The following is an 11,372-nucleotide window of genomic DNA, read 5'->3' as shown; positions in this document are numbered from 1 at the left end:
GTATGGGTCGTTCGGCGGCGGCTCCGCGCGGCGGCGGCCACCTGTGAATGAGAATCTATCTCATTAACACCCATGCGCCCGGTCGATTCCTTTAGGCTGCCGGTCAGTTGTTTTAGATCGCCGCGCCCGCCAGTTCCTCGTGGTCGATCGCGTTCGACGACACGCGAATATCGCTCGGCGAAATGCCGTAGCGCTTGCGGAACGCGATCGAGAAATGCGCGGGGCTGTAGCCGACGCGGTACGCGACGGTCGATACGTTCGCATCCTCCGCACACAGCATCGCGTGCGCGGTCCGCAGCCGGTATTCCTGCAGATACGCGTACACGCTCGTGCCGAACACCTTGCGGAAGCCGGCCGTCAGCTTGCGCGGATTCATCCCGACGCGCGCCGCGAGCGCGTCGAGCGTCGGCGGATGCTGGAGCTCGCGCGTCAGGATGTCGCTCGCCGCGTACACGCGCTCGACATCCGACGACGTGACGCGCACGTCGGCCGGCGCGGACTGCCGCTGCGTGGCCAGCAACTGCGCGCTCAGCGCGGTCAGCTCGAACGCCTTCGCCTTCAGGTAGTACTCGCGCACGGCCCCCTCGAACGGACAGGTGGCGATCTGCACGGCGAGCGCCTGCAGCGCCTTCGACGCCGGGCAACTGACGATGCGCGGATCGCCGCCCGTCGGCGCGAGCAGCTTCTCCGGCAGCAGGCTCAGGTTGCGGTCGAGCGCATCGAGGCCGAGCTGCACGATCGTGTAGCGCAGCGGCACGTCGCGGTCGTAGATCTGGTGCGTCGTGAATTCGCCGTCGTTGGCGATCACGCACAGGCCCGGCCCCTTGATGCATTGCTCGGGCTGGCCCGGCACGCGGCAGCGCAACTGCCCGCTCTGCACGAGGACGAGCTTCAGCCCTTTTTCGAGCGGCTCCTCGTACCAGTCGCGGCTATCCGAGCACAGCGTGCCGCTCATGAGTTTCATGCCCGCGTCGATGTGCACCACGCCCGGGTGATTGCCGGGCACGAGCACCGGCGGGTGACGTCGTGACGAAGCGAAGGAGGTCGATCTCATCGGAGGTCCGTTGGTTAGGCGGCACGCGCGGACCGGCACGCACCGGCAGCCGGCCGATTGTCCGGCCGGATTGGCCGGGCGCCGCGCGACCGGCGCCTGATCGAACGAAATTGCCGCGATATCGAAAGAAACGGCGCTATCGCAGCACCTGTTCCAAATGATAATACCTCTCATTTACATTTTCTGACAACTTGCCGGAACCCAAGGTCAGCGCATGCAACCCTCCCCTTCCTCCCTGGCGGCGGCCGTGCCGGCCGACGCGCCCGACTGGCCCGACGACTTCGCGCGCCGCTACCGCGACGCCGGCTACTGGCAGGACACGACGTTCTTCGACGCGCTCGACGCGTGCGCGCGGCGCCATCCCGACGCGCTCGCCATCGTCGACGGCGCGCGCCGCCTGCGCTATCGCGATCTGCTGGCGCGCATCCGCCGCCTCGCGGGCGGCCTCGCACGGCTCGGCCTCACGCGCGGCGACGCGGTCGTCGTCCAGTTGCCGAACGGCGCGCGCTTCATCGAGACGTGCTTCGCGCTGTTCCAGCTCGGCGTGCGGCCGGTGCTCGCGCTGCCGGCCCACCGTCACTACGAGATCGGCGCGTTCTGCCGCTTCGCCGGTGCGCGTGCTTACCTCGGCGCGTCGCGACTCGGCGATTTCGACTGCCGGCCGCTCGCCGCCGCCTTGCAGGCCGACTGCCCGACGCTCGAGCACGTCGTGATGGCCGGCGACGATCACGCGTTCACGTCGTTCGACGCGCTGTACGACGCGCCGCCCGTGCACGCCTGCGCGGCGCGCGCCGACGACATCGCGTGCTTCCAGTTGTCGGGCGGCACGACCGGCACGCCGAAGCTGATTCCGCGCCGCCATCGCGAATACCTGTACAACGTGCGCGCGTGCAGCGCCGCGAGCGGTATCGATGCCGACACCGTCTACCTCGCCGCGCTGCCGATGGCGCACAACTTCACGCTGTGCTGCCCCGGCACGATCGGCGCGCTGCTCGCGGGCGGCCGGGTCGTGACGACGTCCCGACCCGAGCCCGACCAGAGCTTCGCGCTGATCGCGCAGGAGCGCGTCACGCATACCGCGCTCGTGCCGCCGCTCGCGCTGCTGTGGCTCGACGAGCAGCCGCAACGGCAGGCCGACCTGTCGAGCCTGCGCGTGCTGCAGGTCGGCGGCGCCCGGCTGATGGACCACGCGGCCGCACGCGTGACGCCCGTGCTCGGCTGTCGATTGCAACAGGTGTTCGGCATGGCCGAAGGGCTCATCTGCTGCACGCGGCTCGACGACGCGCCCGAGCGCATCGCGCGCACGCAGGGCCGCCCCGTCTCCGAAGGCGACGAAGTGCGCATCGTCGACGAAGCCGGCGCACCGGTCGCGCCCGGCGAAATCGGCGAACTGCAGGTACGCGGCCCGTACACGATCCGCGGCTACTACCGGCTCGCGGAGCACGACGCGACGGCGTTCACGGCCGACGGCTTCTACCGCAGCGGCGACCGCGTGCGGCGCACCGCCGACGGCGACCTCGTCGTCGAAGGCCGCGACAAGGATCAGATCAACCGAGGCGGCGAGAAGATCTCGGCCGAGGAAGTGGAGAACCTGCTGCTCGCGCATCCGCAGGTGCACGACGCGGCGGTCGTCGCGATGCCCGACCCGATGCTCGGCGAGCGGACCTGCGCGTTCGTCGTCGCACGCGCGCCTGCTCCGTCCAGACTGATGCTGAAACGCTACCTGCGCGACCGCGGGCTCGCGGCCTTCAAGATCCCCGATCGGATCGAATTCATGCCGCGCTTTCCGGAAACCGGCATCGGCAAGACCAGCAAGAAATCGCTGCGCGACCTGTTGCGCCGCCAGTTGCAGGCGGCAGCCGCATGAGCGCGCGCCCGACCGAGTCGAACTGGATTCGCGAGTTGCGGCTGTCGCCGTGCCCGCGCGCGCAGCTCGTCTGCTTTCCGCACGCGGGCGGCACCGCGAATTTCTTTCGCGGCTGGAGCCGTGCGTTGCCGTGGGACATCGATCTGCTCGCGCTGCAGTATCCGGGCCGCGAGGAACGCTTCGGCGAGCCGTGCCTGCACTCGATCGACGCGCTCGCCGGCCCCGCCGCCGACGCGCTGCAACGCCATGCACACGCGCCGCTCGTGCTGTTCGGGCACAGCCTCGGCGCCGCGCTCGCGTACGAGGTCGCGGTGCGGCTCGAGGCGCGCGGCGCCGCGCCGCTCTACGTCGCCGTTTCCGCGCTGCCGCCGCCGCACCGGCAGCGCCCGTCGGATCTGCACCTGCAATCCGACGACGCGCTCGCGGGCGACGTCGCCCGGCTGTCCGGCGAGCACGCCGCGCTGCTCGCCGACCCGGAAATGCGCGCGATCTACCTGCCGATGATCCGCGACGACTACCGCGCGATCGAAACGTATCGGCGCGAGCGTCCGCCACGCATCGACGCGCCGCTCGGCGTGATGCTGCCGCTCGCCGATCCCGAGCTCGACAGCGACGAGGCGCACGCGTGGCAGGACGTCGCGACGCGCCCGATCCGCGTCGCGACGTTCGACGGCGACCACTTCTACCTGCGGCACCAGTACCCGGCGGTGATCGCCCATCTGGTCGAACGAATCGACCAGTCCCTTCGTTACGGAAAGGAGTACACATGAAAACACCGGACGCCTGCACGGGGCTGCCCGACATTCGCGAAGCGATCGATCGCCTGGACGCCGACATCATCGACGCGCTCGGCCGGCGCATGCAGTACGTGAAAGCCGCGTCGCGCTTCAAGCCGGACGAGGCGAGCATCGCCGCGCCGGAGCGGGTGGCCGCGATGCTGCCCGACCGGCGCCGCTGGGCCGAACAGGCCGGCCTCGACGCCGACTACGTCGAGACGCTGTTCGCCCAGCTCATCGCGTGGTACATCGCGCAGCAAACCCGATACTGGCGACAACAGCGGGGGCTCGCATGACCGCCGGCCTTCCGCTGCTGCACGACACGTTCGCGCGGGCGGCCCGCCGCGCCTCCGCCACCGGCACGCCGACGCTGGCGTCGGTCTCGGTGCCGCTGCGCGCGCTCGACTTCTTCGACCTGATCGCCGCGTGGGACGACGGCGTCACGCCGTGGTGCTTCCACGAAGCCGGCGATGCGTCCGTCACGCTGTTCGGCTGGGACTGCGCGCTCGAACTGAGCGCCGCCGGCGACACGCGCTTCGCGCAGATCGACGCACGCTGGCGCACGCTCGTGCGCGACGCGGTCACGGCCGGCCCGCAGCCGCCCCGGCTCGTCGGCGGCTTCCGGTTCGATTCGCGGGGCCCGCGCAGCGCGCACTGGTCGCCGTTTGCCGATGCGAGCATGACGCTGGCGAAGCTGCTGATCGTGCGCGAAGGCGATGCGCACTGGGCCGTCTGCCAGCAGGTCGTCTCCGCCCACGACGATCCGGCCGCGCTCGCGCATGCGTGTCTTGCACGGATCGGCTCGCTCGGCGCCCTTGCGCCGGCCGCGGAAGACGAGGCGCCGCAACTGCTGCACACGCAGGCGCTGCAGGCGAGCGAATGGCAGCACGAAGTCCGTCGTGCGGTGGACGCGATCCACGACGGCGCATTCGGCAAGGTCGTGCTCGCGCGCGACGTGCTCGAGCAGTACGCGCGGCCGGTCGCGATCGCGCCGCTGCTGCGCCGTCTGCGGCGGCGCGACCCGCATGCGCATCTGTTCGCGGTCCGTCGCGAAGGGGCGTGCTTCGTCGGCGCCACGCCGGAACGGCTCGCGCGTGTCGCGGCCGGCGACGTGCGCACGCATGCGCTGGCCGGCACGATCCGGCGCGGCGCGACGCCCGACGACGATCGTGCGCTCGGCGCCGCACTGATGGCTTCGGCGAAGGAGCGGCTCGAACACGCGCTCGTCGTCGACGCCATCCGCGCCGCGCTCGGGCCGCTGTCGCGCGCGCTCGACGTGCCCGATCGACCGTCGCTGCACCGGCTGCCGAAGCTGCAGCACCTGAGCACGCCGATCCGCGCGACGCTGAATCCGGATGCGTCGCTGTTGCAGGTCGTCGCCGCGCTGCACCCGACGCCCGCGGTCGCCGGCCATCCGCGCGCACCGGCGCTCGACCACATCCGTGCGCACGAAGGCTTCGATCGCGGCTGGTATGCGGCGCCGATCGGCTGGATCGATGCGCACGGCAACGGCGATTTCATCGTCGCGCTGCGCTCGGCACTCGTCGCGGGCGGCGCGTGCCGGCTGTTCGCGGGCTGCGGCATCGTCGCCGATTCCGAGCCGACCAACGAATATCAGGAAACCGAACTGAAACTGTCGGGCATGCGGGCGGCGATCCGCGTGCGCGATACGGCGGCGGCGGTGCGTGGCCGCACGCCCGCGTCGGCCTCGTCGACGGTCGACTGATTCGCGCCGGCCGTCAAAGCAACGGCAGCGTTTGCCGGATATGGTCGGCGAAAGCGGCCGTCAGGTGCGACGGGCGCTTCCGGTCGAACCGCAGCGTAATGCCCACGGCGGGCAACGGCGGCAAGTGCGGGTCGCCGTTGACGATCGCGAGGTCGGCCGGCACGGCCGTCTGCGTCATCACCGCGAACGCCTGCCCCGAGCGCACCAGCGCGATCAGCCCGGCGAGGCTGCTGCTCGCATACGCGACACGATAGTCGCGGCCGGCGCGGTTCAACGCGTCGCACGCCGCGAGGTGATCGAGCGTATCCCGATCGGACAGCGCGAGCGGCAGCGGATCGAAATGCGCGGGCTCGAGCCCCGGATAGCCGATCCACACCAGTTGCTCGCGGCGAATGATGTCGTCGGTCGCGCCGTCGTCGGGCACGGAGATCATCGCCAGATCGACCGCGCGCTTCTCCAGGTGTTCGACGAGCCGCGGCGTCGGCCCGCACACGACTTCGACGATCGCCTGCGGATGCTGGCTCGAAAACTGCCGCAGCAGCGACGGCAGCCACACTTGCGCGTAATCGTCCGGGCACCCGAACCGGATCGTCCCCGACAGCCCCGTGCCGCACAGGTCGGCCATCGCCTCGTCGTGCAGCCGCAGGATGCGCTGCGCATGCGCGAGCAGCCGCTCGCCCGGATGCGTGAGCACGACGCCGCGGCCGGTGCGCTGGAACAGCGGCTGGTCGACCGCTTCCTCGAGCCGCTTCATCTGCTGGCTGAGCGCGGATTGCGTGCGGCCGACGCGCGCGGCCGCGCGGCTCAGCGCGCGCACCTCGGCGATCGCGACGAACGAGCGCAGCAGGTCGATTTCGAGCGAAAGCGCCAAGGTATTAGCCCCTCTTCTAGCTTGCATTAGAACTATTCGTTTCCATCAAACCAGACGCGCGCCTAGACTGCAAGCGATCCCTGCCCTTTTGCCCGGAGCCGCCCGATGTCCCTGAACGACGACGCAACCTTCTGGCGCAACGCCACGCAGCACCTGGTCCGCTACGGCGGCACGTTCGAGCCGATGATCGTCGAGCGCGCGAAAGGCAGCTTCGTCTACGACGCCGACGGTCGCGCGATCCTCGATTTCACGTCGGGCCAGATGAGCGCGGTGCTCGGCCACAGCCATCCGGAAATCGTGTCCGTCATCGGCGAATACGCGGGCAAGCTCGACCACCTGTTCAGCGGAATGCTGTCGCGGCCGGTCGTCGATCTCGCGACGCGCCTCGCCGACATCACACCCGCCGGGCTCGACCGCGCGCTGCTGCTCAGCACCGGCGCCGAATCGAACGAGGCGGCGATCCGGATGGCGAAGCTCGTCACCGGCAAGTACGAGATCGTCGGCTTCGCGCAGTCGTGGCACGGGATGACGGGCGCCGCCGCATCGGCCACCTACAGCGCGGGCCGCAAGGGCGTGGGCCCCGCGTCGGTCGGCTCGTTCGCGATTCCGGCGCCGTTCGCGTACCGGCCGCGCTTCGAGCGCAACGGCGCGTACGACCCGCTCGCCGAACTCGACTACGCGTTCGACCTGATCGACCGGCAGTCGAGCGGCAACCTCGCCGCGTTCATCGCGGAGCCGATTCTCAGCTCGGGCGGGATCATCGAGCTGCCGGAAGGCTACATGGCCGCGCTCAAGCGCAAGTGCGAGGAACGCGGGATGCTGCTGATCCTCGACGAGGCGCAGACGGGCGTCGGCCGCACCGGCACGATGTTCGCGTGCCAGCGCGACGGCGTGACGCCCGACATCCTGACGCTGTCGAAGACGCTCGGCGCCGGGCTGCCGCTCGCGGCGATGGTCACGTCCGCGGCGATCGAGGAACGCGCGCACGCGCTCGGCTACCTGTTCTACACGACGCACGTGTCCGATCCGCTGCCGGCCGCCGTCGGCCTGCGCGTGCTCGACGTCGTGCAGCGCGACGGCCTCGTCGCGCGCGCGAACACGATGGGCGAGCGGCTGCGGCGCGGCCTGCTCGACCTGATGGAGCGCTTCGACTGCATCGGCGACGTGCGTGGGCGCGGGCTGCTGCTGGGCGTCGAGATCGTCAAGGATCGCCGCACCAAGGAGCCGGCGGACGGGCTCGGCGCGAAGATCACGCGCGAGTGCATGAAGCTCGGGCTCAGCATGAACATCGTGCAGTTGCCCGGCATGGGCGGCGTGTTCCGCATCGCGCCGCCGCTGACCGTCAGCGAAGACGAGATCGATCTCGGCCTGTCGCTGCTGGAGCAGGCGATTACCCGCGCGCTTTAGCGCCCGTCGCCGCCTCGCCCGATCCGTCGCACCGGTTCAACCCGCCGGCGCGACGGACGCCCGATCGTTCAACCCGCTTCCGCCGCCCACGCCTGCGCATCCGCGCCGGCCGGAATACGCATCGGGCTCGACGGATCGGTCGCCGCGCGCCACACGGCTTCGGCGACGTCCTGCGCGTGCGTGATCGGCCCCGACGCATCGAGCATCCGCGCCACGGCCTTGCCGACGAAGTCCGCATACGCTTCGTGCTCGAAGCCGTGCATGTTGGCCCGTGCGTTGTCGGCGAAACGCGTGTCGGGCGCGCGGCCCGGCAGCACCAGATGCGCGCGCACGCCGAACGGCGCGAGTTCGACCGCCATCGATTCGGTGAACGCATTCACCGCCGCCTTGCTCGCCCGATACGCGCCGACCAGCGGCAGCGCCTTCAGCGTGACGCTCGACGTGACGTTCACGACCACGCCGGCGCCGCGCGCGCGAAACTGCGGCAACACGGCCTGCGTCACCGCGATCGTGCCGATCGTGTTGGTGTCGAACAGCGCGCGCACCGTATCGAGCGGCGTGAGTTCGGCCGGTGCGGCCGCGCCGAAGCCCGCGTTGTTCACGAGCACGTCGATCGGGCCGGCGGCGTCGATCGCGGCGCGAATGCTGTCCTCATTCGTCACGTCGAGCGGCAGCACGCGCAAGCGCTCCGACGGCGGCAGCACGTCGTCGGCCGGCTTGCGCATCGTCGCGACGACCTGCCAGTCGCGCGCCAGAAAATGCCGCGCGATTTCGAGGCCGAAGCCGGAGGAACAGCCGGTAATCAGTACGGTCTTCATGTGAACTCCTGGGGTGTGTTGAGCACGTGTCCGTACGATAGATGGCGGGAGCCGTATTCGCTACAATCGACAATCCGCTTTTCTTTTGCGAGAGTCCGGCGATGATCGACCCGCTGACTGAAGTCGTGACGCTGCTGCAACCGGGCGCGCGGTACTCGAAGTACGTGCGCGGCGCGAGCCCGTGGGCGATCAACCGCACGGTCGCCGGCGAGCCGTTCTATTGCGCGGTCCTCGACGGCGGCTGCCGGATCGCGATCGACGGACATGCGCCGATCGAACTGCTGGCCGGCGACTTCATGCTGATTCCGGCGGCCTACGGCGTCGCGATGTCGAGCCTCGAACCGCCGCCGCCGGGCGTCGACACCGCCCCGCCCGTCATGCTCGACCACGGCGAATACCGGATCGGCGATCCGGCCAACCCGGTCGATACGCGGATGATGGCCGGCAACTGCAGTTTCGGTTCGCCCGATGCATCGCTGCTGGTGTCGCTGCTGCCCCGCTTCGTGCACGTGCGCGGCGAACCGCGGCTGACCACGCTCGTGCAACTGGTGCGCGACGAATCGCGCGCGCAGCGGCCTGCCCGCGAGATCGTGCTGGCGCGTCTGCTGGAAGTGCTGCTGATCGAGGCGCTGCGGTTCACGACCGGCACGCACGCGTCGCCCGGGCTCGTGCGCGGGCTCGCCGACAGCCGCCTCGCGGCCGCGCTGCGCCGGATGCACGAACGCCCCGCGCACCCGTGGACGATCGTCGAACTCGCGAAGGAAGCCGCGCTGTCGCGCTCGACGTTCTTCGAACGCTTCAGCCGCGCGGTCGGCGTCGCGCCGATGGAATACCTGCTGACGTGGCGCATGGCGCTCGCGAAGGATCTGCTTCGCCGCAACGAAGGCCGCATCGCGGAAATCGCGGCGCGCGTCGGCTACAGCTCGGCGAGCACGTTCAGCGTCGCGTTCGCGCGTCATGTCGGCCGGCCACCCGCGCAATATGCGCGCGACGAACAGGCGGCGGTGAACGGAGCATGAACCGCACGCGCCTCCGCTGTTCCGCCGCCTGCTTACAGGGTCCGTCACACAACGACGACGTGAGAGGTAGCCGATGACGACAGATGCGAAAGCCACCGGCGAACCCGACCACTGGCTCGTCGCGCGCCGCGACGCGGAAACCGGCATCGAAAGCCTGCACGCGCATTTCAACGGCCATGCATACGACGCGCACGACCACGACGACATGCTGGTCGGCTTCACCGAACAGGGCGTGCAGCGCTTCCAGTGCCACCGCTCGCTGCATACGAGCGTGCCGGGCCGCGCGATCCTGATCGAGCCGGGCGCGATGCACGACGGCCACGCGCCCGAAGCCGGCGGCTTCACGTACGGGATGCTGTACCTGCCGCAGGCGTGGGTCGAGCGCGCCGCGCGCCGGCTCGACCTGCCGGGCCTCGGCAGCGTCGAAGCCACGTTCGGCCACACGCTCGTCGACGATCGCGGCCTCGTCGATGCGATCCGGAACGCGTTCTTCGCGCTCCACGACAACGAAGGCCGGCTCGCGCGCGACCAGACGCTCGACCGCCTGCTGATGCGGCTCGGCAGCCATCTGGGCGGCCCGCTTGTGCTGGAAAGCGGCGTCGTGCCGCCCGCGGTCGCACGCGTGCGCGACCTGCTGCACGAACACATGGGCGACAACATCGGCCTCGACGAACTCGCGAGCGTCGCCGGCATCGACCGGTTCCGGCTGACGCGCATGTTCCAGCGCGCGTTCGGCACGTCGCCGCACGCGTACCTCGTGCGTTTGCGGCTGCGAGCCGCGCGCCGGCTGCTGGCCGCCGGCCGCACGCCCGCGCAGGCGGCCGTCGACGTCGGCTTCGCGGACCAGAGCCACCTCGGCCGCTGGTTCCGCCGCGCGTACCGGATCACGCCGGCCGCGTACCGGCAACTCTGCACAAACGTTCCAGACTGATCGCGCGCGGCGTCGGATCATGGGCGCTCCAACCAGGAGCAAGCATGTTCGATACCAAAGTAGCGCTGATCGTGCGCGACGATCTCGCCGCGTGGCAGAAACTCAATGTCGTCGCGTTTCTCGCGACGGGCGTCGCCGCCGGCGCGCCCGAGGCGCTCGGCGAACCTTACGAGGACGCGGCCGGCCGCCGCTACGGCAGGATGCTGGGCCAGCCGATGCTGGTGTTCGCGGCCGATCTGAACGGATTGCAGGCCGCGCACCGGCAGGCGCTGTCGCGCGAACTGACGATCGTGCCCTACGTGCGCGCGATGTTCTCGACCGGGCACGATGCGGCCAACCGCGAAGCGTTTCGTGCCGAGGATGCGGAGAATCCCGATCTGGTCGGGTTGGCGTTGCGCGGGCCGAAGAAGGCCGTGGACAAGGCGGTGAAGGGGCTGGCGTTGCATGCGTGAACGCCGGCGGCGTGCCCGGCTCGCCGTCGCCGGTCAGCGATGCGCGAGCACGTTGACGAGCTTGCCGAACGGGTCGCGCACGTAAAACCGCCGCACGCCCCACGGCTCGTCGGCCGGGCCGTATTCGACGGGCACGCCGGCCGCATGAACACGCGCAAGCGCTTCGTCGAGATCGTCGACCTCGATCGACAGATCGGGCGTCGGCGTGCCCGATCCGCCCTGCGACGCGAAGCTGATCTGCACGGCCATCTGCTCGGTGTTGCCGTAGGTCGCGATCCAGCCGTGGTCCATCAGCAGGTCGAGGCCGAAGATGTGCCGATAGAAGCGCTTTGCGTCGTCGATCGAGCGTGTGTCGATATTGGCGACGATTCGTTTGACCTTCATCGGTTTGCTCCGGGAAGCGAGGAAGTCGCCGATTCGACTACGATCGAAGCCGAATCGGCTACGGATT

At 70.0% G+C, this 11,372-nt stretch carries 12 protein-coding genes; 8 read left to right on the top strand and 4 right to left on the bottom strand.

Translation table 11 applies throughout. The features are described 5' to 3' along the window. Window positions 1–112: 112 nt before the first annotated feature. Window positions 113–1,054, bottom strand: a complete 942-nt coding sequence (locus WS64_RS28950) for a helix-turn-helix transcriptional regulator (RefSeq protein ID WP_060968483.1) — start codon at window positions 1,052–1,054, stop codon at window positions 113–115. 214 nt (window positions 1,055–1,268) lie between these two features. On the opposite strand from WS64_RS28950, the gene WS64_RS28945 reads away from it, so the two are divergent. Genes WS64_RS28945 through WS64_RS28930 form a run of 4 tightly spaced genes read left to right on the top strand, consistent with a single transcriptional unit; the run spans window position 1,269 to window position 5,423 of the window. Further along, entirely contained in the window at window positions 1,269–2,921 is a 1,653-nt protein-coding gene (locus WS64_RS28945) for a (2,3-dihydroxybenzoyl)adenylate synthase (RefSeq protein ID WP_060968482.1), read from the top strand. Further along, window positions 2,918–3,691 (top strand): thioesterase II family protein, encoded by a 774-nt coding sequence (locus tag WS64_RS28940; protein ID WP_060968481.1) that lies wholly within the window; start codon window positions 2,918–2,920, stop codon window positions 3,689–3,691. The genes WS64_RS28945 and WS64_RS28940 overlap by 4 nt, the downstream gene beginning before the upstream one ends. Beyond that, a complete protein-coding gene (locus WS64_RS28935) occupies window positions 3,688–3,993 on the top strand; it encodes an isochorismate lyase (protein ID WP_059640806.1) in 306 nt (101 codons plus the stop codon). Before WS64_RS28940 ends, WS64_RS28935 begins: the two co-directional genes overlap by 4 nt. Beyond that, window positions 3,990–5,423, top strand: coding sequence for an isochorismate synthase (locus WS64_RS28930; RefSeq protein WP_060968480.1), 1,434 nt, complete (start codon window positions 3,990–3,992; stop codon window positions 5,421–5,423). The genes WS64_RS28935 and WS64_RS28930 overlap by 4 nt, the downstream gene beginning before the upstream one ends. Before the next feature lie 13 nt (window positions 5,424–5,436). On the opposite strand, the gene WS64_RS28925 is transcribed toward WS64_RS28930, so the two are convergent. Continuing rightward, entirely contained in the window at window positions 5,437–6,321 is an 885-nt protein-coding gene (locus WS64_RS28925) for a LysR family transcriptional regulator (RefSeq protein ID WP_060968479.1), read from the bottom strand. Between the two features lie 78 nt (window positions 6,322–6,399). Here WS64_RS28925 and WS64_RS28920 point away from each other — a divergent pair, with 78 nt between their 5' ends. After that, window positions 6,400–7,701, top strand: a complete 1,302-nt coding sequence (locus WS64_RS28920; protein WP_060968478.1) for an aspartate aminotransferase family protein — start codon at window positions 6,400–6,402, stop codon at window positions 7,699–7,701. A gap of 68 nt (window positions 7,702–7,769) precedes the next feature. On the opposite strand, the gene WS64_RS28915 is transcribed toward WS64_RS28920, so the two are convergent. Continuing rightward, window positions 7,770–8,519 (bottom strand): SDR family oxidoreductase, encoded by a 750-nt coding sequence (locus WS64_RS28915; protein WP_060968477.1) that lies wholly within the window; start codon window positions 8,517–8,519, stop codon window positions 7,770–7,772. A gap of 41 nt (window positions 8,520–8,560) precedes the next feature. On the opposite strand from WS64_RS28915, the gene WS64_RS28910 reads away from it, so the two are divergent. The 3 genes from WS64_RS28910 (at window position 8,561) to WS64_RS28900 (ending at window position 10,921) form a co-directional block, all read left to right on the top strand. Beyond that, on the top strand, window positions 8,561–9,538 hold the full coding sequence (locus WS64_RS28910; RefSeq protein WP_059584452.1) for an AraC family transcriptional regulator: 978 nt from the start codon (window positions 8,561–8,563) through the stop codon (window positions 9,536–9,538). A 73-nt stretch (window positions 9,539–9,611) separates the two neighbouring features. Further along, window positions 9,612–10,469, top strand: a complete 858-nt coding sequence (locus WS64_RS28905) for an AraC family transcriptional regulator (RefSeq protein ID WP_060968476.1) — start codon at window positions 9,612–9,614, stop codon at window positions 10,467–10,469. A 44-nt stretch (window positions 10,470–10,513) separates the two neighbouring features. Then, entirely contained in the window at window positions 10,514–10,921 is a 408-nt protein-coding gene (locus tag WS64_RS28900) for a DUF2000 domain-containing protein (RefSeq protein ID WP_059640792.1), read from the top strand. Between the two features lie 33 nt (window positions 10,922–10,954). Here WS64_RS28900 and WS64_RS28895 read toward each other — a convergent pair whose 3' ends face one another. Continuing rightward, window positions 10,955–11,305, bottom strand: coding sequence for a VOC family protein (locus WS64_RS28895; protein ID WP_060968475.1), 351 nt, complete (start codon window positions 11,303–11,305; stop codon window positions 10,955–10,957). Between the last annotated feature and the right edge of the window lie 67 nt (window positions 11,306–11,372).

The sequence above is a fragment of the Burkholderia anthina genome (assembly GCF_001547525.1).
In the GTDB taxonomy this organism is placed as follows: Bacteria; Pseudomonadota; Gammaproteobacteria; order Burkholderiales; family Burkholderiaceae; genus Burkholderia; species Burkholderia semiarida.
Note: the sequence above shows the minus strand (reverse complement) of the source record. Positions and strands in the feature narration are given on the sequence as shown.